This window comes from Streptomyces zaehneri (genome assembly GCF_032248645.1).
GTDB lineage: Bacteria > Actinomycetota > Actinomycetes > Streptomycetales > Streptomycetaceae > Streptomyces > Streptomyces coriariae.
In genome coordinates this window covers 307042-328509 of record NZ_JASTTJ010000006.1, presented here as the reverse complement: position 1 = coordinate 328509, position 21468 = coordinate 307042, and the positions used below count along the sequence as shown (strand labels likewise).

The window sequence follows — 21468 nt, the reverse complement described above, 5'->3', positions numbered from 1 at the left end:
TCTGCGATCTCACCGGGTCCACGTCAGATCAGGACGCGCATCGCCTCGGGCAGTTCGAGTCCCATCCGGGCCAGGGCGTTCGCGTGGTACGCCGAGCCGGGCACATGGATCATGTGCTGGAGTCCGACGTGCGCGTCGCGCCAGAACCGCTGGATCGGGTTGCCCCGCCGGATCGCGTTCCCGCCGGACCGCGCGAAGACCTCGTCCAGGGCGGAGACGGCCCGCCAGGCACAACGGACCTGGTTGCGCCGGACGTTCGCCCGGTCCTCCAGGGTGATCGGCCGGCCCGCATCGACCTGGTCGTACAACCGGCTGATGCCGTCGATGAGTTGCACCCGCGAGGCGGCGATCTCCGCCGCGGCCTCCCCGGCCGCGTAGAGGACGTACGGGTCGTCGCGGACCTGGACGCCGGTGACGGCGACCCGGTCGCGCTGCTGGGCCAGGTGGATGTCGAGCGCCCCCTCGCAGATGCCGATGACCGCCGCGGTGATCCCGAGCGGGAACATCGAGCTGAAGGGCAGCCGGTAGAGGGTGTCGGTCAGCCCGACCGCCTCCGCGGCCGCCCCGTCCTGGACCGACTCCTGCCTGATGACGCGGTGTTCGGGGACGAACGCCTTGTCCACGACGACGTCCTTGCTGCCGGTGCCCGACAGCCCGATCACGTCCCAGGTGCCGTCGATGATCTCGTAGTCCGAGCGGGGCAGCACGACGTGCAGCACCGTGATGGGCCCGGCCGGCCCGCCCTTGCCGTCCCCGAGGAGCGCGCCGAGGAAGTCCCAGTCGCAGTGGTCGCTGCCGGAGGAGAACGGCCAGCGTCCGCTGAGGACATAGCCGCCGTCCACCGGCTCGGCGATGCCGTTGGGCATGTAGGGCGAGGCGATCCAGGTGTCCGGGTCGTCGTCCCACACCTCGTGGGTGAGCCGCGGATCCATCTGGGCCAGCTCCCACGGGTGGACGCCGACGACGCCGCACACCCAGCCGGCGGCCCCGTCGTGCCGCGCGACGGCCATCACCGCTTCGGCGAAGTCCCGGGGGTGGGCGCCGAATCCGCCGAACTCCTTGGGCTGGAGCAGTCGGACGACCCCCGCGGAGCGGAGCAGTTCGACGGTCCGGTCGCTCAGCCTGCCGAGTGACTCGTTCTCGTCGGCGAGTGCTGCCAGTTCGGCGCCCAGCTCCTCGACACGACCGATCACTTCATGCGTCACGCCGTACACCTCCTGGTGACTGGTCCCTCGCATCCGCCGCGCTTCGCCGACGGTGGGACGGCCACAGTGTCGGGGCCCGCGGCCGGCACCCGCTGCGCACTTTCCGCTGACCGGGACTGTGGACTCAGCGGGTGACGCGGGGCCGCAGCGCGGCGGTGGAGCGGCCCTTCAGGGCCGAGAACCACACGCCGGCCCCGTAGGCGAGGTCGTCGAGGCGGCGGGCGAGGCCGTAGCGGAGCGGATCGAGAGGAGTGCCGTCGCGCCGGTACTCCAGTGCGATATCGGCCACCGCGGCGACCGCCGCGGCCCGGCGCAGCCGGCGGGAGGCCAGACAGCCGACGGCCGTGAGCGGCCACCAGTGGCGGGTCAGCAGCGCGGAGGTCTGCGCCAGGGTGCCGAGCGCCCCGTCGGCGGTGAGCCGTACGGCCAGCCGGTACGGGTGCGGGGTGTCGTCGAGCCTGCGGGCGATGCGCAGGGTGACGACACCGAGGACGGCACCCGCGGCCGGCACCGACCAGCGCCGCTGGACGAGCAGCGCGGCGGCGAGCGCCGCGCCCCACGGGGCGAACACGGCGGGTGCGATGTACGCGGGGTGCCGTCGGGCGAGCGGCTGTGCCCCGGTTCCGTACACGGCCTTGCGCAGGAGCCAGTCCCGCACGCGCACGCGATGCTCGTGGGCGGCCCGGACGGCGGGTTCGTAGCGCACGCGCCGGCCGGCCGCGATCAGCCGCCAGCACAGGTCGACGTCCTCCCCGACCCGCAGGCGCTCGTCGAAGCCCTCCCCCAGGGCGTCCACCCGTGCCACGAGGCAGGCCGAGGACGCCCAGGAGACGGGGGTGCCGGGCCGGACCCGGGCCGGGCGGTCGCCGAGGTCGAGCGAGGACCGGGCGTTCTCGTACCGTTCGATCCAGGTGGTGGCGGGGGCCGGCAGGCCGGTGATGCGCGGTACCGCCATGGCGACCAGGGGGTCGGCGAAGTGCCTCAGCAGGGTGGGCACGGTCTCGGGGTCCAGCACGATGTCGGAGTCGGCGAAGACCACGTACGGGGTGGTGACGAGACGGAGCCCGGCGTTGCGCGCGCCGGCCGGTCCGGCGTTGGCGGCCAGGACGACCAGCCGGGCGCCGTGGCCCGCGGCGACCCCCGCCACGGCGGCCGGGCGCCGGGAGGCGTCGTCGACGACGATCACCGGGACGTCCGCGCGGATGCTCCGCAGCAGCCGGTCCAGTTGGCGTGGGCGGTCGCGCACGGGTACGACGACCGTGTACCGGGGGTCGACAGGCGCCGGGAGCGCGTCGGCGACGGGATGGGCCATGCCGGTGTCGGTCAGCCGGTCCGCGAGGAGCGCGCCCGCCGCGTCCCGCACGGTGAGCGACCGGCCGTCGAACAGCCGCCGGGCCCTCGGGGTCAGTCGCAGCAACCGGGCCGGGAACCCGCCGAGCAGGGCCCGGCCGCCGTCGATCACCCGGGTGTGCCGGTCGAGTTCGACCCTGAAGCCGACGGGAAGCGTCACCGGCGTACGGCCTTCGGGGGTACCGGATCGGTGAGGCGGCCCCTGGCGTCGCAGGTCCACGCGGTGATCCGGCGGACCGCCGCTGCCACCATCGCCTCCGACGCCCGGCGGCCCTCCTCGGCCGAGGCCCCGGCCGGATCGCCCAGCACGCCGGAGGGCGAGACGGCGCGCACACCGCGGGCCGTCAGCTCCGGCAGCAGCGCGGCCAGCGGCCGGGCGTCACCGGCGACGGCGGCGTCGAGTCGTACCCGCTGCGGGGCCAGATGCAGCAGCACGGAGGTTTCCGCGCGCCCGGCGTGCGCGTCGCCGCCCGGCACCTCGCAGCCGGTCCAGCCGGCGTCGTGGCCCTCGGCCCGCAGCAGTGCGAGGGCGGTGTCGAGGGTGGCGGTGTTGCCGCCGTGGCCGTTGACGAGGACGACGCGGCCCGCCCACCGCGACAGCGAGCGCACCAGTTCCACGACGACCACGCGCAGCGCGTCGTGCCCGATCGAGACGGTCCCCGGGAAGTCCGCGTGCTCGCCGCTGGCGCCGTAGCCGAGCGGCGGCGCGACGAGCGGTGGGCCGTGCGGTCCCGGGGCGAGGGCGTCGGCCGTCCGCCGGGCGACGGCGTGGGCGACGACGGTGTCGGTGTCGAGGGGCAGATGCGGTCCGTGCTGCTCGGTGGAGCCGACCGGGACCAGGACGAGCGCGCCGGGCGGCACGGCCGGCCAGGCGGTGTCGGCCAGCACTCTCGGCATGGCGTCCCCCGCCCCGCTCAGGCGACCGGGGGCTCGGCGCCGGCCGGGTCCGCCGAGGGCGCCGCCGGCAGGCCCCCGCCGCCCAGGACGAGCGGGAAGCCCGCGGGAATCACCAGGTCCTCGGGCCCCAGCTCGTGGACGGAGGAGTGCCCGAGGCCCAGCACGGCCGAGTCGAGCCCGCCACGCAGGATGTCCAGCACGTTCTCGACACCGGCCTGTCCGTTCGCCGCGAGGCCCCAGAGACAGGCACGGCCGATCAGAACGGCGCGGGCCCCGAGGGCGAGTGCCTTCGCCACGTCGCCGCCCCGGCGGACGCCGCCGTCGAGGAGGACTTCGATCTCGTCGCCGACGGCTTCGGCGACGGAGGGCAGGATCCGGATGGTGGCGGGGGTGGTGTCCAGGTTGTTGCCGCCGTGGTTGGAGACGGACAGGGCGCTCACCCCGGCGTCGACGGCCCGCTTCGCGTCGTCGACCCGGGTCACGCCCTTGAGGAGCAGCGGTCCGCCCCACTCCTCGGCCAGCCACTTGACGTCCTCCCAGGTCGGGGGCGTGGTCTGCATCCACTCGCCGTAGGCCGCGAAGAAGCCGGGCGCCTCGCCGCCGGGGGCGCGCAGGTTGGGCACGGTGAGTTCGGGGAGACGGCCGGACCTGGCGTACCGCCACAGCCAGCCGGGCCGGGGCAGTACGTCGGGGGCGAACCGCAGCATCGTCCTGAGGTCGAGCTTCTCCGGTACGGCGGGGCTGCCCCAGTCGCGGCCGTGCGAGAAGGACCAGTCGAGGGTGACGATGAGCGCCTTCGCGCCGGCGGCCCTGGCCCGGTCCATGCGCTGCGTCATCGTCGCGCGCGTTCCGCTCCAGTACAGCTGGAAGAAGAGGTCCGGCTGGGCGCCCGCCACCTCCTCGACGGGCCTGCTCGCGAACGAACTCAGCCCCATGACGACGCCCCGGCTCGCGGCGGCCCGGGCCACGGCCACCTCCCCGTCCGGGTGGACGGCCTGGACTCCGGTCGGCGAGATGAGCACGGGCAGCGCGGTGGGCACGCCCAGCACGGTCGTGGTCAGGTCGCGGGCGGCGTGGTGTCCGACGACCCGTGGGGCGAAGCCCAGTTCGGCGAAGGCCGCCACGTTGGCGTCGATCGTGCGGCCGCGTTCCGAGCCCGCGACGAGCGCGCCGTAGACCGGCCCCGGCAGCCGCTTGCGCGCCCTGCGCTGTGCTTCGGCCACCGTCTCGAACCAGGGGTTCCTACGCATGTGCCGCGTCCCTTCCGGTCGGCGCCGGATCCATCCCGGCCAGCGGGCTCTCGTCGCAGCGCGCGACCGGTGGCCGGCGGGTGAGGACGAGGGGCACGGCCCTGCGCGAGTGGTCGCCGGACGGCCTGGGCGGCGCGGTGCCGTCACGGTCGGCGAGCAGCGCCTCGCCGTGGCCCCGCACGCACTCGGGGTCGGGGCCGTCCAGCGGAAGTCCGGTGAAGAACTTCGCGGCCATGCAGCCGCCCTTGCACGTGTCGTAGAAGGCGCAGGAGGCGCAGGCCCCGCCGTGCTGCGGGGTGCGCAGCCGCCGCAGCAGCCCGGAGTCGCGCCATACGCCGGAAAAGCCGCCCGGCCCGGTCACGTTGCCGGCGAGGAACTCCTCGTGGATGGCGAACGGGCAGGCGTACACGTCGCCGACCGGGTCGATCAGGCAGACGACGCGTCCGGCGCCGCACAGGTTGAGGCCGGGCAAGGCCGCGCCGTACGCGGAGAGATGGAAGAAGGAGTCCCCCGTCAGCACCTGCTCGCCGTGCGCCGACAGCCAGTCGTACAGCTCGCGTTGCTGCGCGGCCGTCGGACGCAGGTCGTCCCAGACGTCGGCGCCGCGTCCGGAGGGGCGCAGCCGGGTCAGCCGCAGCCGGGCGCCGAAGCGGTCGGCCAGCGCCTTGAAGCCGTCCAGCTGCGGGATGTTGTGCCGGGTGCAGACCACGGAGATCTTGAAGTCGCGCAGGCCGGCGGCGGTGAGGTTCTCCATGGCCCGCAGCGCCGTCGCGTACGAACCGGGCCCGCGCACCGCGTCGTTGACGTCGGCGGTCGCGCCGTCGAGCGAGATCTGGACATCCACGTAGTCGTTGCCGGCGAGTCGCTTCGCGGCCCCGGGAGTGACACGGACGCCGTTGGTGGAGAACTTCACTCCCACGTGGTGGGCCGTGGCGTAGTCCAGGAGCTCCCAGAAGTCGGCGCGGACGGTGGGCTCGCCGCCGCCGATGTTGACGTAGAAGACCTGCATGGCCTCCAGTTCGTCGATGACGGCCTTGGCCTGCGCGGTGCTCAGCTCACGGGGGTCGCGTCGGCCGGAGCTGGACAGGCAGTGCGTGCAGGCCAGGTTGCAGGCATAGGTGAGCTCCCAGGTGAGGCAGATCGGTGCGTCGAGCCCGTGCTCGAACAGGTCGACCAGCCGGGGCGTGGTGGTCATGAGGTCCTTCCGACGACCATCGACGACCGGACGAGGACGGCGAGGGCCCGGCCGTAGCGGGGCAGTTCGTCCTCTCCGAGACCCGCGGCCCGGCAGGCGGCACGGGCCGTGGGCGCGTGGGCGAGGCCCTGGACGACGGCCAGGAGCCGGCGGTCCTTGAGGAACGAGAGCCTGCGGGTTCCGAAGTGGTAGAGCAGCGCGCCGAAGGGTTCGGGCCGTACCGAGACCTGCGGATGCAGGTCCCAGGCGCGGTCGAGATCCATCCCTGACATCCGGCGGCGCCTAGTAGACGCCGCACATGCCGTCGATGGAGATCTCCTCCAGGAGGTCCTCGGCCTCGATGACCTCCGAGGGGAGGGCCTCGGCGTCGGCATCGATGACCGCCTCGGTGACGGACCCGGTGACCGCCTCGGTGACGGTCTCGGTGACGGTCGATTCGGGCTGGGCGGAGCGGAGCTCGTTCATGCGACTCTCCCTGGGCGCCCCTGGCGCCCGGTGTCGGAACCGAAGAGGTGCGCGCCGCGACCGAGGAGGTCCGCGCGGCCGACTCGCGTACGGCGTCCGACGCTAGGCCGGCGGCCCGCCCGGCACCCGGGCCGGTCCCGGCCACCGGGACGCACCACCGCGCCGCCCGGCCGCCGCGCCTTCAATCACGTGTCCATGAAGAGGACAGAGCGGCCCGAGCGGCAGGGGCGCGGGGACCGCCGGGTACGCCACCCGGACGTCATCGTGGTGGGCGCCGGTGGCAGCGGCGCCGCCCTCGCGGCGCGGCTCAGCGAGGACCCCGACCGCACCGTACTGCTGCTGGAGGCGGGCCCGGTCCCGCGTCAACCGGGCACGTTCGCAACCGAGTTGCTGGACGCGCGACTCGTCCCCGGTGCGCAGCCCGGCCACCCGGCCGTCCAGGCGTACGCCGTGCACCTCACTCCGACGCGGCCGTACACCGTGGTCCGCGGGCGCGGCCTCGGTGGCTCCACCACCGTCAACGGCGGGTACTTCGTCCGCGCCCGGCGGGACGACTTCGACCGCTGGTCGGCCGTGGGAGGCGCGGCCTGGTCCTACGACCGGACGCTGCCCCTGCTCCGCGCCCTGGAGACCGACCTCGACCACGGCGCCGGCCCGCTGCACGGCGACCGCGGGCCGGTACCGGTGCGCCGCGGGGAGCTCGGCCACCCCGCCGCCGTCGCGTTCCGGGCGGCCGCTCACCGGCTGGGCTTTCCCGAGGAGCCGGACAAGAACGCCCAGGAACCGCCGGGATTCGGTCCGGTGCCCTCGAACGCCGTGGACGGGGTGCGCGTCAACACCGGCAGCGGATACCTGCTGGGCGCGTCCGGACGTCCCAACCTCCGGGTGGAAGGGGACAGCACGGTCCTGCGGGTCGTCCTCACGCGCGGCCGCGCGAGCGGCGTGGAGGTCGAGCGGCACGGACGCCGCCGCCTGGTCGGCGGCGGCGAAGTCGTGCTCTGCGCGGGCGCGTTCCGCTCCCCCCACCTGCTGCATCTGTCGGGCATCGGGCCGCGTCGGGACCTGGAGGCCCTCGGTGTCCCCGTCGTCCGGGACGCTCCCGCCGTCGGAGCCCGGTTCGGCGACCATCCCCAGGTGACCCTGGAGTGGACGCCCCGACGGCCGTTGCCGGCGCCCGCCGACTCATGGCTCGGCGGGGCCCTGCACCTGTCCTCGCCGGACGGGGACCACCCGGGCGACCTGGAGATACTCCAGTCCCTCGTGCCCATGGCCGGGCTGACGGGCGGACGGGTGCCCGTTCCCGGTCCCGACGCGCCCCTCGCGTTCCTCGTCTGCGTCCAGACCCCTCGGCTGAGCGGCCGGATGCGGACCCGTTCCGCCGATCCCGCGACGCCCTTGAGCCTCGACTACCACTATCTGTCGACCGCGCGGGACCGGCGGCGCATGCGTGAGGCGGTTCGTGTCACGGCGGAGTTGGCGGCCACGCGTGACTTCGGGGAGGTCTCCGGCGGACTCGTGGAACCGGGGGCGCGGGTGCTGGACGACGACGGCCTGCTCGACCGGTGGATCCTCGGCCGTCTCGGCACGGCCCACCACACGTGCGGCACGGTTCCGCTGGGCCCCGCCGGTGATCCCCGGGCCGCCGTCGACCGCTACGGCAGGGTGCACGGTGTCGGCGGGCTGAGGGTCGCGGACACGTCGATCCTGCCCGCGCCCCCGCTGCGGGGCCCGGCGGCCACCGCCGTCCTCATCGGCGAACTCGTCGCCGACGCCATGCGGCGCGGACTGACGTGAACCGGTCCGAAGGCCGCGCGCATCGTCGTCGCACGGCTCACGAGGCCCCGCGGACCGCGCCGACGAGCCCGCCGGAGCGCGACGACCCGATGCTCGGTGACGTCCCGAGGCGGGGCGACGACCCGAGGCGGGGCGACGAAGGACTGATGCTCCGTCCCGACGGGCGGGTGGGGAATCCCGTGCGGTGCCTGGTTCTCGACGACTGGCACGACGCGTCCGCGAGCCGGGTCGAGGCCGAGGCCGCCCGGTTGGCCGACTCCCTGCCGCTGGCCTTCGGCATCGCCACCCGGCAGCCACCGGACCGGCTACGACCGCTGCTGGAGGCGTTGACGCTGACCCTGGCGGCGCCCCGGGCCGGCGCCCGGGCACGGGAGTCGGTGACCGTCCACGATCCGCAGGCCTCGTTCGACGAGCTGGCCCGGCTCGTCGGTCGTCGCCCGCAGGCGAGCCTGGTGCTGGGGCAGTTGCTGCGGCAGACGCCGCTCCTCGGCACCCTGCACGGCCTGGCGGCCGAGGCTACGGCCTACTCGACGCTCCTCGGCGGAGCGGAGTTCGCCTCCTGGCTCGCCGGGCGAGGTACGCCCCGGACCGCTCCGGAGGAGGGCCCACTGGTCCGCGTCCGGCGGGACCACGGTCGGCTGTCCGTCCTGCTCGACCGCCCGCGCCGGCGCAACGCGTTCAGCTTCCGGATGCGCGAGGAGCTGTTCGAGGCCCTGGAGATCGCCCTGCTCGACGGCACGGTCGACCGGGTCGAACTGGCCGGTGCCGGGCCGGTGTTCTCCAGCGGCGGCGACCTCTGCGAGTTCGGGACGGCAACGGACCCGGTCGCGGCCTGTCTGGTACGGCTGGACCGGGCGCCCTGGCGGCTGATCGACCGGATGCGGGACCGGGTGACGGTCCGCGTGCAGGGCGCGGCGGTGGGCGCGGGGGTGGAGACGGCTGCCTTCGCGGGGCGTGTGGTCTGCGCACCCGGGGCGTTCTTCCAGCTGCCCGAGGTCGCGATGGGTCTGGTGCCCGGCGCCGGCGGCACGGTGAGCGTGCCGCGGCGGATCGGCCGGTGGCGGGCGGCGTGGATGATGCTGAGCGGTGCCCGGATCGACGCGGCGACCGCCCTGCGGTGGGGGTTGGTCGACGAGATCACCGAGGCCGCCGGGTGCACCGAGATCACCGAGGTCACCAAGGTCGACGACAGCGACGAGGACGACGAGGGCGACGAGGGCGACGACGGCCGTCAGCGGTGAGCCGCGAGTGGCGGTCGCTGAGCGCTGATCGGCGAGGCGCCCCCGCTCGACGCCCTGCCGCTCCGTCCGTATCGGTCTCGGACCCCGATCTACCGCACCCACTGCACCCACCGCACCCACCGCAGGGCAGAGCGCCCGGCCTGCGTCGAGAACCTCAAGGCGGCGTCACTCGTCCTGCACCGCCGCGCACAGGCCGCCGTCGACGACGATGTCGACGCCGCTGACGAAGCTCGCCTCGTCCGACAGCAGGAACGCGGCGACCGCGGCGACCTCGTCGTACCGGCCGGTGCGGCCCAGCGGCGTGCGCTCGATGAGCTGGCGTACCGACTCGTGCCGGGCCGCCTCCTGCCGGGTCCCCGGGGTGTCGATGGCGCCGGGCGACAGGGAGCACACACGCGCGCCCACCGGCCCGAGCCGGACCGCCTCGGCACGGGCGAAGCGGTGCACACCGTAGGTGGCCCACGGGTACGCCCACGCGGGATCCTCGACGGCCGGTCCGATCGCCTCGCGGATCCCGTCGAGGAACCCCTCCTCGAGCGGATCGTCCAGGACGGCCGCGACCACCGGGTCGGGGTCGATGTGAGCGATCAGCGGGGACACCGAGGCGCAGTACACGAACGCCGTACCGGCGGTGGCCAACGGGCGGAGCGCCTCGGCGACCAGCGCCGTCCCGACGAAGTCGACCTCGAGGATCCGCCGCCAGCCGGCCTCCCCCGCCTCGACCCCGTCGGCGTGCGCGACCGCCCGGAGGGTGCCGAGCTCCCCGGCCCGTCCGGCCAGCCGGGCCAGGCCCTCCCCGTCGGTGACGTCCGCTTCGAACGGCTCGACGACGGCCCGCACGCCCCGTCCGGCGAGGTCCTTCGCGACCGCGGCCGCCGCCGCCTCGTTCCGGTCGGCGAGCAACAGCACGTCCACCATGTCGGCAAGACGCCTCGCGCACGCCTCCCCCGTCCCGCGGCCCGCGCCGGTGGCGATACCTACCGTGGTCATGCGTCACTCCTCACTGGGGACACTCGTCACAGCACGAGTGTCTCGCGGCCGACGGCGTCCGGAACCGCCCGGACGCCCGTCGCGCCTCCGGGGAGCCGTGACCGCGCCACCCGGGCTCGCCCCTTTGACGTACCGTCTGGTCTAGCAAACCGAGCGACGCCCCGGAGCCCGCTTCCCCCGGATCTGCCGAGAAAGCCGTCCGACGTGGTCCCGGGGGGTCGCCCTTGATCGACGTCGTCACGTCAAGCGGGGAGAGAAGCGATGCCACGACCGCCGGGCCATGGACCGGGTTTCGAGGTCAGACGCCAGAAGATCATCGACATCGCGGCGTCGCTGTTCGCCCAGCAGGGGTACGCGGCGACGTCCATCAACGACCTGGGCCGGGCGGTCGGCCTCGCCAAGGGAGCCCTGTACTACTACATCGGCTCCAAGGAGAACCTGCTCGTCGAGATCCAGGCGCGGGTGATGGGGCCGCTGCTCTCCCGCGCCCGCCAGATCGCGGACCTCGACACGGATCCCCTGTTGCGGCTGCGCCTGCTGTCCGAATCGCTGCTCACCATCATCTTCCGCAGGCTCGACCACATCTGGGTCTACGAGCACGACTACCGCAGCCTGAGCGGCGCGGAGCTGAAGACCCTGCTGGGCCAGCGTTCCGACTTCGAACAGGTGATCTCGGGGCTGCTCGCGGAGGCCGTCGACCAGGGCACCTTCCGCGCGATGCCACCGCGGCTCGCCACCCTCCAGTTCCTCAATCTGCACAACCACACGTATCAATGGGTGCGCACGGACGGGCAGTGGGACGCGGCGTTCCTGTCCCGTGAATACTGCGCGACCCTGTTCCGCGGCTTCGGCGCGCCCGACCACGCCCTGCCGAGGCTCGAGAAGCAGGCCGAGGCGTTCAAGCACGACCGCCCGGAACTGCCCCTCGACCCCGAGGCCGGCTGGAATTCCCCGTCCGCCACCGGACAGCCGGCCGGGCCCGGATCAGAATCCGCATGACGACCGGCCCCGGTCAGGTACCGTCCGGGGCCGTCAGCAGGGTCGGCTGGGCGAGGTGTTCCGGGACGTTCCAGCAGGCGCGGACCGGCCGGCTCGTCGGGGGCTGTGCCGACTTAGCCCTTTCGCAGGAGCCGGGGGGCCTATCGCCTCCGGTCGGGGTTCAGTCTGGTGCGCAGGGATTCGGCGTCGGTGTGGCCCAGGTCGTCCATGATGGTCAGGGCCTCGGTCCAGGCGGCGTGGGCCGCGTCCGGGGAACCGGCGCTCAGGTGGGTGTCGCCGAGGTGGGTGAGGGCACTGGCGACGAACCAGGGGAGGTCGCCCTGCCGCCGGTAGAGGGCGAGGGCCTGGTGGAAGGCCGGGACGGCTTCGTCGTACTGGCCCAGATGGTGGTGGGCGTAGCCGACGCTGTCCCAGGTGTGTGCCGCGTTGATGTCGTCGCCGAGTTCGAGGCAGAGGGCCAGAGCCTGTCGGCAGTGGTCGAGTGCTTGCCCGTAGCGGCCCAGCAGGACATGGCCCCAGCCGACGGCGTTGAGTGCCGAAGCGATCGCGGTCCGGCTGCGGCGCTCGTCCGCGCCCCGGCCTTCACTGGCGCGGAAGAGCGAGAGGGACTGTTCCGCGGCGTCGAGCGCGCTCTCCAGGTCCCCGTTCTGCTCGAGCGACCAGGCCAGCGTCCGGTGGCTCTCGGCTGCGGCTCTGATGTCGCCGGCCGCGGTGAAGAGGTCGATGGCCTGCCGGGCCTCGGCCGCGGCGCGGTCGAAGAGTCCCCGGCCTGCCAAGGCCAGGCCGAGGCCGCGGTGGGCGTACGCTTCGGCGACCCGGTCGCCCAGGCGGCGCGCCGAGGTCAGGGCGGAGCTCTGCATCGCCTCTTCTTCCTGCCAGAGACCGCGCAGGTGCAGATGGTTGGCGACGGCCCAGGCGAGCTGCCAGGTGTGGGTGTCGAAGTGGTGGGCGGTCGCCTGCTCGACGGCGGCGATCAGTACCGCCTGTTCGGCGGTGCACCAGGCCGTCGCCTTCCCCGCGTCCTCACCGAACTCCTCGGGCCGTACTCCCTGTGCCGCCGGTTCGAGGGGGATGAGTGCGCGGGCCCGGTTGGTGAGCGCGGCTGCCCGGTGGGCGGTGTGGAGGTAGTGGTCGAGAGCGCGGTGGCGGGCGGCCCGGGTGTCTTCGGGCGTTTGCAGGCTGTGGGCGAGTTCGCCGGCGTAGGTGCGGAGCAGGTCGTGGGAGGCGTAGCGGCCGGGCGTCGGTTCGTCGAGGAGGTGGGTCTGGACGAGTTCGGTGAGCAGGCGCCGGGTGTGCGGGAGGGCGTGGCCGGTGAGGCTGGCGGCGGCGGCCGCGGTGGTGTCGGGGCCGGGGTGGACGGCGAGGAGGCGGAACAGCCGGGCGGCGTCGGGGGTCAGGGCGCGGTAGGACCAGGAGAAGACGGCGCGTACGTCGGCGGCGCTGTCGCCGTGGCCCTGGAAGGCGTCCAGGTCCGCTGCGCTGTCGCGTAGTTCGGCCGCGAGGGCGGTCAGGGTGAGGGCGGGGCGGGTCGCGGCGCGGGCGGCGGTGACGGCCAGGGCGAGCGGCAGGCGTGCGCAGTGGGTGATGATCTCGTCGACGGCGTCCGGTTCGGCTTCCACGCGGGCGGCTCCCAGGCGTCGGGTGAGCAGGGCGTGGGCTTCGGCGGGGGTGAGTACATCGAGGTGGAGGGGGTGGGCGCCGTCGACGGCGACGAGGCCGGGGAGCCGGTCGCGGCTGGTGACGATGGCCAGGCAGCCGGGTGCTCCGGGCAGCAGCGGCCGGACCTGTGCGGCGTCGCGGGCGTTGTCCAGCAGCACGAGCACCTGCCGGCCGGACAGGAGGGTGCGGTAGGTGGCGGCGAGCGCGTCGAGTTCCTGGGGCAGACCGCGCAGGTCGGCGCCCAGGGACGCCAGCAGGGTGCGCAGCGCGTGCTCGGGTGCGACGGGGAGGCCGACCGGGTCGAAGCCGCGCAGGTTCAGATAGAGCTGCCCGTCGGGGAATCGGGTGGCGATCCGGCGTGCCCAGTGCACGGCGAACGCGGTCTTGCCGACGCCCGCCATGCCGGCTACGGCGCTGACCACCAGGGTGCCGTTCGCCGACTGCGCCTCCGCCTCGCGGAGTTCGGCCGTCCGTCCGACGAACACAGGCAGTCCTGGCGGGAGTTGGGACGGTACGGGCGGGGCGGGGGTGCGTGGTGCCCGAGTGGGGTTGGGGTCGGGCCGGGGCTCGGCCGGGGGCTGCGCCGGGATACCGGCGTGGGCGGGGGGCTGTGGCGTGAGGAGGGTGGGGTCGGCTCGCAGGAGGCGTTCGTACAGTGTCTGCAGGGCCGGGCCGGGGTCCACGCCCAGTTGCTCTGCGAGCAGTCGCTGGGCCTCACGGTAGGTGGCGAGTGCCGCTGCCTGTCGTCCCGAGCGGTAGTAGGCCAGCATCAGCAGGGCGCGGAACCGCTCGTCCAGTGGGTGGCCGGCCACCAGCCCGGCCAGTTCCGCGGTCGCCTCAGCGGGGGTGCCGAGGTCGAGCTCGGCGGTGAGGCGGGTTGCCTGGGCGGTCAGACGCAGCTCGGTCAGACGTCGGCGCTGATGTCGGGCGTACTCGCCCCGGAGACCGGCCAGTGCGGTGCCGTGCCACAGGCCCGACGCCTCTCGCAGGTGTTTCACCGCGCCCGCGGTGTCTCCCTGAGCGCGTGCCTGTTCGGCCCGGGTGCACAGGTCCCGGAAGTCGCGCAGGTCCGACTCGACGGGTGTGCGCAGTCGGTAGCCCTCTCCGGCGGAGCGGATGACGGAGGTGGCGGCGTCGGCGGTCGGGTGCAGGGCCTTTCGGAGGCGGTGGACGTAGGTGCGCAGAACGCCGGGCGCCGATGCCGGTGTCTCGGTTCCCCATACGGCGTCGGTCAGCCTGGGCACCGACACCTGTGCGCCCTCGGCGAGCAGCAACGTGGCCAGTACCAGGCGTTGTTGAGGTGAGCCGAGTTCGACTTCGGTCTCGTCGCGCCATGCCCTGACCGGGCCCAGCACCGAGAACCGCCACCGTTGTTCCATCCCGACGTCCTCCCCGTGGCCGGTCTGAAGTCTCCCAGAGCGGCGCGGGTGGGCGGACCGCCCGGTGGGCCGGGCCGGGGACGACAGTGGTCAGCGTCTCCCCGGGCCGCGCGGGTCGGAGGTCCGCTGGTTCAGGTGGGCCGGTGGCGTCGGCGTGGGCGGGCGGGGCGAGGTGGTGGCCGCCGGGGTGGCCGGGGCAGTGGTGATCCTCATCGCCGCTGCCGCCGCCGTGCTCGTCCAGGGGTCCGTCGCCGACGGTGGGGTGGGTCGCCGGCTTTCCAGCCGCTGTCCGACCTCACGCACGGTCAGTTTCCCGCCGGTGTGGCGCCGTCGTGCCTCGGCCACCGATGCGCGCATGGCGTGCAGAGCGCTCTCCAGGTACTGACTCTGCTGCGTCACCGCGGCGGTCAGGCCGTGGACAGCCGCATTGGCATAGCCCTGGTGTACCGCCACGGCCAACCGGTGCACCACTTCTTGGGTATTCCTCAGAGCGTCGCCGTGGACCGAGTCCAAAGTGTTCACGGAGGATCCCAGAGAATACGCGTAGGTGACTCCTTCCTCACCTCTGCGGCCACCGAACGAATGGCTCGCGATCGGCCTGGAGAGCTGATCGTCCCGTTCCCTGGCGACCGTTGCGATCTCCTCCCTGCACTGCGTGAGGATGCGCTGGAAATCTTTGTGCGCGGCGGCGAACTGCTGGTGTGCCACGTACTTCTCAACGACTTCACGCGCCGCCTTGAAATGCTGTGACGATGATTTGTCCATGGCGGATCCTCCCCCCTGCCCCGCACGCCTGCCGTCCTTCTCCCGGTTCATCAGCGCGTTGAGCCTGTCGGCCACCTGCCACAGGTTCCCCTCCTGGATGACGTGTTTCGTCAGGAACAGATCGGGCAGCGTGGGTCTGTCGGCGCGGTGCCTGTACGCGTGGATGGCGTCGACGACCTCATCGATGGGGTCCATCTCTCTCCTTCGGGTGAGGCGTTCTCCTGCATGCCGTCGGCGGTCCCGAGAGCTGCCTGGTGCCACGGCGCGGCCACCTCGTCCGGTGCAACGGCTCGGCCGCCCGCCCGGTTCACGGGCTCATGTCTTCGCAGGTTCGCCGGGTCGTGTACACCGGCAGGGCTTACGGACTGCGCCTCTTCCCCCGGCCGGCCCGGTGTCCCCGGCGCACCGGGGTGACCGCGGGACCCGCGCTCGGCGGCCACCAGGCCGGGACCTCCACAGGATGCCCCGGCCCCGCCGCGTATCCGGACCTTTGGGGGTACGCGAGCGGGCCGCCCCGCGCGAGATCAGGCCGGAGAACCCTGAATCGACGGCGCCGCAGGCCGTCGTTCCGGGTGGCACGACACCACGTCCGCTGGTCGGGGGCGTGCACGGTGTTCGGAGTGTGTGCCGGGTGTGCGGGCACCCGTGTGCGTCATCCAGGTGGTGCCGCCGTCCGGGGTTCCTCGACCGGGGGCGGCTCCTTCGGCCGGTGCTGGCCCGGCTTGCAGCCCGCGAAGACGCCCGAGGGATCACGCAGGTTGTTCATCGTCGGCGTGAGGAAGTCCCGGTGCCACATGGCGGGGCCGGTCAGCGGTGAGCGGCTCCCGGTGAGGTCCTGCCACGCCATCCAGAGCCCGTAGAGCTGCGCGACGGCTTCCACGTGTTCGTACCAGCGCGTGCACCAGGGGGCGGTGGAGGAGACCTCGCGGCCGTATACCGGCACCAGCAGGCCGTGCACCCACAGCGCCAGGTCCGCGACAGCCACGCCGAAGTCCTCCCCCGCCTTGTAGAGGATGAACGGCGGATCGTCCGGAAGGACGGGATCCGCCGGGACGGAGCCCGGAGAGGCGGGATCCGCCGGGGCGAAGCCCGAAAGGCCGGGATCCGCCGGGGCGAAGCCCGAAGGGCCGGGATCCGCCGGGGCCAAGCCCGAAGGGCCGGGATCCGCGGGGGCGGGGACTGTGGGAGGGCGCTGCGGGGGCTCGCCGGGCGGCGGTTCCGGGGCCGACGGGGCGTGCGGCTCGGTGGGACGGGGGTCCTCGTCGGCAGCCGGTGCGGCGCGTACCCATCCGTCCATGACCGTCCTCTCCGCCCCCGCCGGATCCGTACCCGGCAGGTCCGCGCCCTCAGTGCTCGGTCCCATGTCCCTCCCCTGTCCACTTCTGTGCGGCGCGGCGGGTGATGGCCTGCGTCTCCTCGGCCGCGGCGGCGGAGACGGCCGCCGCGCCGGGCTCCTTGTACCAGGGGCGCAGCCGGATCATGGCGGGTTTGACCCCGGTGGCCAGCAGGAGCGCGGTGCCCTTGGGCAGGGCGCGGATGCGGTCGGGCGGGAGAATCGGGTCGAGGCGGTACGACGTGGAGCGCGAGGTGCCGTCCTTGCCGCGGGAGACGCTCACGGTGGCCACCTCGTGCTGGCCGACCAGCTTGGAGACCTTGTCGACGAAGTCGGCGTCGTCCAGGCCCGCGCCGAGGAGTTTGATGGTCGCGGCGCTCCACAGCGCGTCCATGCCGGCCTCGCCCCAAACCCGGCTGCCCTGGCGGTAACTCTGCAGCAAGGTGACGACGTTGATGCCGCGGGATCCCAAGTGGCTGTACAGGTCGGGGAGATCGGAGATGCGGCAGACGTTGGCGGCCTCGTCGAGGACGGCGGTCATGGGCGGGTCGAGGCGCCCGCCCATGCGTTCGGCCGCCATCACCCCGGCGCGCATGGTGCTGTCGGCGAGTCCGGCGACGACCCCGGCCGCGGAGCCTCCGCCGTCCTTGGAGAGGAGGTAGAGAGTGTCGCGGGTCAGGACGTGGTCGTGCGGCCGGAACTCGGGGAGGCCGGGCTGCGGGGTGACCCAGGCGACGATCTCGGGGTCCAGCAGACACGACACACACTGGCGGGCCGTCTCGTAGATGCCGTCGCGGGTCTCGACGGCGCCGCGGACCGTGCCCTGGAGCTGTTCCGCGAAGGCGTGCATGCCCATGTCGCGCAGCAGGTCGATCGGGGTGCGGTCGGCGGGGTCGGCGAGCCAGGCGAGCAGGTCGGTGACCTGCCGCCTGCCGCCGGCGGCGGCGTGGAAGAGCGCGGTGAGGGTGTTCTGCGCGGCGGAGATCCAGAAGTCCTTCTTCGAGGAGTCGTCGTTGACGGAGGCCACGAAGTGTCCGGAGAGGCGGCGGGCGCCCTCGATGGTGACGCAGTCGGCGAGCATGTCCCACCACATCTCACGCGGGGCGTGGGCGATGCCCTGCGGGTCGAAGGTCCAGACCCGGCCGGTCGCGGCGCGGGCGGCGCGGGTGACGGCGTAGACGTCGGACTTGTTGGAGGTCAGCAGGACGGCGCCGCGGGCGCGCAGGACGCGCGGGATCGCGATGCCGGTGGACTTCCCGGCGCGCGGGGCCATGAGGTCGAGTTCGACGTCCTCGAAGGAGGAGCGCAGTTCGGGGCCGTCGGGTGCGAGGTCGCCGAGGAGGTTGCCGGTGTCGTCGCCGTGCAGTTCGGCGATCCCCTTGAGGGAGGGGCGCAGATCACGGGCGCGGGCGGCGATGCCCTTGGGAGTGAGGGCGGCGAGTTCGCGTGCGCCGGCCAGGCCGGAGCCGGGGCTACGGCGGCCGCGTACGACCGTCAGCAGCACCACGACCAGGGCGGTGACCGAGGCGAAGGCTCCCGCGATGCCGCCGTACACGGCGAGCGGCGGGGCACCGGGCCATGCGCTCTGCGTCCCGTGGGAGGCGAGCTGGGCGAAGGTGGACAGGGCGAAGGGCGGTGGGTTCCAGCCGGCGCCGGTCAGTACGGCGGCGGTGGTTCCGCCGAGCCAGACGGTGGCGGAGAGCAGCAGGGTGACGGCGGCGACGGCGACGACCGCCCAGGGGGCGAGTTCGTTGCCGGTGAGCCGGGGGCGGTTCGTCATGTCGTCCGCCTGTGGTCGGGTCCGGTGGGGCGGGGCGGTTCTCCGGCGGCCCAGCGGCTGTTGGTGTTGTGCAGGTCGCGTTCGGTCTGCGTGATGGCGACCTTGATGGGGATGCCTGGCCGGCCGCCGACCTTGATGAGGAACCGGCCGCGCCCCGGAGGTTCCTCGTGTCCGCCGGTGACGGCCCAGCCGGGCGGGGAGGACCAGGAGGAGACGAGGTCGATCTCGCGCTCCGACAGCCCTACGACGCGGCCGAGTTCCTCCATCTCGGTGCGGGGCAGCCCGGCACAGACGACCATGCCGGCGCGTTCGACGAAGCCGCGCGCCTTGGCCCGGTCGGACTCGCTGCCGAGGGCCTCGGCGTCCTTGAGGGTGTGGGTGATCTTGGCGTCGCCGAGGCCGAGGGAGCGGTTGAGGCGGGTCAGGGCGTCGATGCGGTCGACGATGCCGGAGGCGGCGCGCAGGGGGCGCCAGAGTTCGTCGAGGACGGTGAAGTACCAGCGGCGGGGGGCGAGTCCGGCGTCGGCCAGGGCGTGCGCGGCGGCGACCGTGCCGAGGCCGTCGGACCAGGCGGCGAGCATGGCGGCCGCGGTGAGCTGGGTGTCGGACTCGCCGATGCGGGAGATGTCGATGCACACGGCGGGCGCGGCGGGGTCGATGCGGGTGGAGGTCGGTGAGGAGAAGGTGCCGCCGAGCGGGCCGTCGAGGATGCCGAGCAGGGAGCGGTGCAGGGGGTCGACCGCGTCGCGGTACCGGGTGTCGTCGCCGCGGTCCAAAGTGACGGCGCGGACCCTGTCGGGACCTTGCTGAAGGACGGCGAGCAGGTCGGGCAGCAGCGGTGCGCGGCCGGTCGGCGTACGTTCCCTCAGATGGTGCAACGCCGCGGCGAGGACGGACTGTTCGTGGTCGTCCATGGGGCGGCTGCGCACGACGGAGATGAGCGCGGCGACCATGTTGAGGACGCGGCCGTGTGCCTCGGCGGCGAGGCTCTGTCCGGCCGTTCCGCCGAGGCGGGCGGCGGCGGCGCCCATCGCGCCGGGGTCGAGGATGTTGATGCCGCCGACTCCGCGCCCGATGGAGATGACCTGTCCGCCGAGCGCCCGCACGGTGTCGGCGTAGTCGGGCTTGAGGTCGCCGAGGACCAGGGGCACGACTCCCGTCGCGGCGAGGCCGATCAGCATGCGGTTGACGAGGGTGGACTTGCCCAGGCCGGGCATGCCGAGCATGAACAGGGAGGGGTTGGAGATGTAACGGGCGCGGGTGAACCAGGAGATGGGGTCGCCGCATACGGTGGCGCCGGTGTCCAGGTGCTGGCCGAGGGGTACTCCCGTCATGGGGGACCCCGATCCGGCGGCGAACGGCCAGAGCCCGCAGGCCTGTACGGTCGTGGCGCGCCACATGGTGGGCGGGTCGAGGTGGCCGATCTCGCCGCCGCCGGGGCCGGGCCAGCCGCGTGCGCCGGGCAGCGGCTGGGTCTTGGGGGCCGGGGGCCGGGGGCCGGTGCTGCTCACAGTGCCTCCTGGAGTGCCTGCGGGACGAGGGTGTGCTCCCAGGGCAGTACGCCGACGGGGAGGGTGCAGGTGAAGGCCGCGGCCTGCATACGGTCGGCCGGACGCAGCGAGAGCCGGGCGGCGGCCTGGAGGTTGCGTACGGTGACGGCGGCGTCGGCGAGTTGCTCCTGGGTGTCGACGGTCACGGTGACCATGAGGGAGAACTCCACCAGCCCGGCGCCGGCGGCTTCCTCGGCGGCGGTCTGCTCGGCGGCGCGCATCTCGGAGGCGGCCCGGGCCTGGACCATGCCCTTGCCGGAGGTCGCCATGAACTGGGCGGCGCGGCGGTCGGCTTCGACGATCCTGGCCGAGGTCGCCGGATCGATGGGCCGGTAGAGCAGGGCGACCCGCTTGCGGCGGGTGTTCGGCGCGGCTTCCAGGAGGCCGCGCAGCACGCTGGAGCGGACGGTGCCGCGCGGTGCCAGGGTCAGCAGCCAGGTGCGGGAGATACCGGAGTCGTGCCGGTAGGAGTCGACCGTCTCGACGGCGGCGGCGGGGCCGGCGTCCTCCCAGGCCAGCCCGGTCGCGCCGTAGCGTGCACGGGCGTCGAGGACGTCTCCGGCGATGTCGGGGTCGTAGGCGACACGGACCATCTCGGCGATGCGCTCGGCCGACAGCGGCGCGGCGGAACCGCCGCCCGCGCCGACGAGCCCGCTGAGCAGGCCGGGGATGCGCATGGCCAACTCGGTCACGATCTCGGACTGTCGGCGTTTCTGGCCGGGCAGGACGCCGTAGGTGAGGGCGATGTAGGTGTTCATCTCGGAGGAGGCGGAGGGGTAGCGTTCGACGACCTCGCGCATCACGGCCTGGGCGGCGGCGGGCGCGTCCGCCTTGATCCTGGGCAGCACCTCGTTGGCCAGCCGGGTGCCGGAGTCGGGTGCGGTCTCCACCACCACGCAGGCGCCGCGCAGTTGGGGCTCCTGGGAGAGCCGCGCCAGCCACTGCCCCCAGGCGGCGACCCATACGTCCGTCTGGTCGGGGTCGACGAGCGAGCCGCCGTCGGGTTCACAGCCGAGCACGATGGTGTACGTGTTGCGCCCCGGGTGGTGCAGGACGCCGAAGGGACGGTCGTAGGCGTCGCGTCCCTCGCTCATGGTCAGGCGGCTGAGCAGTCCGGGCGGGCCGAACCGTCCGCCGGGGCGGGTCGACAGGGGTCCGCTGACGTAGAGATGGGCGCCCTTGGAACGGCGCCGCAGCCAGCCGACGCGCAGGCCGAGCAACTGGTAGAGGTTGCGGCCGTCCTGGGTGCGCACCATGAGCGGCACGATCACCGAGGCGAGCGGGAAGAGGACGAACAGGGCCGCCACGAGGGAGACCAGGGAGACGAGCAGGGTGAGCACCAGCCCGCCGAACACCACGAACGTGCCGAGCAGCCCGAGCGGGCCGAGTCCGGGGCGGCGGGGGCGGCGCCAGTTCCCGTAGGTGGGATGGACGACCGTATCCGTCGACATGGGGGTTCCTGGGGTGATGAGTTGATGGGTCGTGGGGGCTGAGGAAGTGGGCCCGGCATTCCCGCGGATCGTGGGGATGCGGCGGTGCGGGCCGGCATGGGCCGTGGTGGGTGGCGCGGCTAGGGCGGTGTCGTGGGCCGTGCCCGGGACAGTGCCCGCGCCCGC

The 21468-nt window shown here is 73.7% G+C and carries 17 protein-coding genes; 3 read left to right on the top strand and 14 right to left on the bottom strand.

Going from position 1 to position 21468, the window contains the following annotated elements; translation table 11 throughout:
• Nucleotides 1-23: 23 nt before the first annotated feature.
• The 7 genes from QQM72_RS13185 to mftA form a co-directional block, all read right to left on the bottom strand.
• Nucleotides 24-1205, bottom strand: a complete 1182-nt coding sequence (locus QQM72_RS13185; RefSeq protein ID WP_314221034.1) for an acyl-CoA dehydrogenase family protein — start codon at nt 1203-1205, stop codon at nt 24-26.
• 124 nt (nt 1206-1329) lie between these two features.
• The gene (gene mftF / locus QQM72_RS13180) at nt 1330-2715 is read right to left on the bottom strand and encodes a mycofactocin biosynthesis glycosyltransferase MftF (RefSeq protein WP_314221033.1); all 1386 of its coding nucleotides are present in this window, start codon (nt 2713-2715) and stop codon (nt 1330-1332) included.
• Nucleotides 2712-3452, bottom strand: a complete 741-nt coding sequence (mftE, locus tag QQM72_RS13175; protein WP_314221032.1) for a mycofactocin biosynthesis peptidyl-dipeptidase MftE — start codon at nt 3450-3452, stop codon at nt 2712-2714. Before mftE ends, mftF begins: the two co-directional genes overlap by 4 nt.
• A 17-nt stretch (nt 3453-3469) precedes the next feature.
• The gene (mftD, locus tag QQM72_RS13170; protein ID WP_314221031.1) at nt 3470-4702 is read right to left on the bottom strand and encodes a pre-mycofactocin synthase MftD; all 1233 of its coding nucleotides are present in this window, start codon (nt 4700-4702) and stop codon (nt 3470-3472) included.
• Nucleotides 4695-5897, bottom strand: coding sequence for a mycofactocin radical SAM maturase (mftC, locus tag QQM72_RS13165; RefSeq protein WP_314221030.1), 1203 nt, complete (start codon nt 5895-5897; stop codon nt 4695-4697). Before mftC ends, mftD begins: the two co-directional genes overlap by 8 nt.
• Nucleotides 5894-6160, bottom strand: coding sequence for a mycofactocin biosynthesis chaperone MftB (gene mftB, locus QQM72_RS13160; RefSeq protein WP_171402341.1), 267 nt, complete (start codon nt 6158-6160; stop codon nt 5894-5896). The genes mftC and mftB overlap by 4 nt, the downstream gene beginning before the upstream one ends.
• 19 nt (nt 6161-6179) lie before the next feature.
• On the bottom strand, nt 6180-6362 hold the full coding sequence (mftA, locus tag QQM72_RS13155) for a mycofactocin precursor MftA (RefSeq protein ID WP_314221029.1): 183 nt from the start codon (nt 6360-6362) through the stop codon (nt 6180-6182).
• Between the two features lie 195 nt (nt 6363-6557).
• Here mftA and mftG point away from each other — a divergent pair, with 195 nt between their 5' ends.
• Both mftG and QQM72_RS13145 read left to right on the top strand, forming a co-directional pair.
• Nucleotides 6558-8156 carry a mycofactocin dehydrogenase MftG gene (gene mftG / locus QQM72_RS13150; RefSeq protein WP_314221028.1) on the top strand — a complete coding sequence of 533 codons (1599 nt, stop codon included), beginning with the start codon at nt 6558-6560 and terminating at the stop codon, nt 8154-8156.
• Nucleotides 8157-8302: 146 nt separating this feature from the next.
• Complete coding sequence (locus tag QQM72_RS13145) at nt 8303-9397, top strand: enoyl-CoA hydratase/isomerase family protein (RefSeq protein WP_314221027.1); 1095 nt, start codon at nt 8303-8305, stop codon at nt 9395-9397.
• A gap of 165 nt (nt 9398-9562) precedes the next feature.
• Here the strand turns inward: QQM72_RS13145 and QQM72_RS13140 are convergent, their stop codons facing one another.
• Nucleotides 9563-10387, bottom strand: coding sequence for an SDR family oxidoreductase (locus tag QQM72_RS13140; RefSeq protein WP_314221026.1), 825 nt, complete (start codon nt 10385-10387; stop codon nt 9563-9565).
• 261 nt (nt 10388-10648) lie between these two features.
• Between QQM72_RS13140 and QQM72_RS13135 the strand changes: the two genes are divergently transcribed.
• Nucleotides 10649-11386: a TetR/AcrR family transcriptional regulator gene (locus QQM72_RS13135; RefSeq protein WP_314221025.1), complete on the top strand. Its 738-nt coding sequence runs from the start codon at nt 10649-10651 to the stop codon at nt 11384-11386.
• Nucleotides 11387-11526: 140 nt separating this feature from the next.
• Here the strand turns inward: QQM72_RS13135 and QQM72_RS13130 are convergent, their stop codons facing one another.
• The 6 genes from QQM72_RS13130 to QQM72_RS13105 form a co-directional block, all read right to left on the bottom strand.
• A complete protein-coding gene (locus tag QQM72_RS13130; protein WP_314221024.1) occupies nt 11527-14424 on the bottom strand; it encodes an AfsR/SARP family transcriptional regulator in 2898 nt (965 codons plus the stop codon).
• 90 nt (nt 14425-14514) lie between these two features.
• The gene (locus tag QQM72_RS13125; RefSeq protein ID WP_314221023.1) at nt 14515-15384 is read right to left on the bottom strand and encodes a hypothetical protein; all 870 of its coding nucleotides are present in this window, start codon (nt 15382-15384) and stop codon (nt 14515-14517) included.
• Between the two features lie 457 nt (nt 15385-15841).
• Nucleotides 15842-16552 carry a DUF4913 domain-containing protein gene (locus tag QQM72_RS13120; protein WP_314221022.1) on the bottom strand — a complete coding sequence of 237 codons (711 nt, stop codon included), beginning with the start codon at nt 16550-16552 and terminating at the stop codon, nt 15842-15844.
• A complete protein-coding gene (locus QQM72_RS13115; RefSeq protein WP_314221021.1) occupies nt 16536-18302 on the bottom strand; it encodes a type IV secretory system conjugative DNA transfer family protein in 1767 nt (588 codons plus the stop codon). Before QQM72_RS13115 ends, QQM72_RS13120 begins: the two co-directional genes overlap by 17 nt.
• Entirely contained in the window at nt 18299-19813 is a 1515-nt protein-coding gene (locus QQM72_RS13110) for an ATP/GTP-binding protein (RefSeq protein WP_314221020.1), read from the bottom strand. Before QQM72_RS13110 ends, QQM72_RS13115 begins: the two co-directional genes overlap by 4 nt.
• Nucleotides 19810-21303, bottom strand: a complete 1494-nt coding sequence (locus tag QQM72_RS13105; protein ID WP_314221019.1) for an SCO6880 family protein — start codon at nt 21301-21303, stop codon at nt 19810-19812. Before QQM72_RS13105 ends, QQM72_RS13110 begins: the two co-directional genes overlap by 4 nt.
• Nucleotides 21304-21468: the final 165 nt, after the last annotated feature.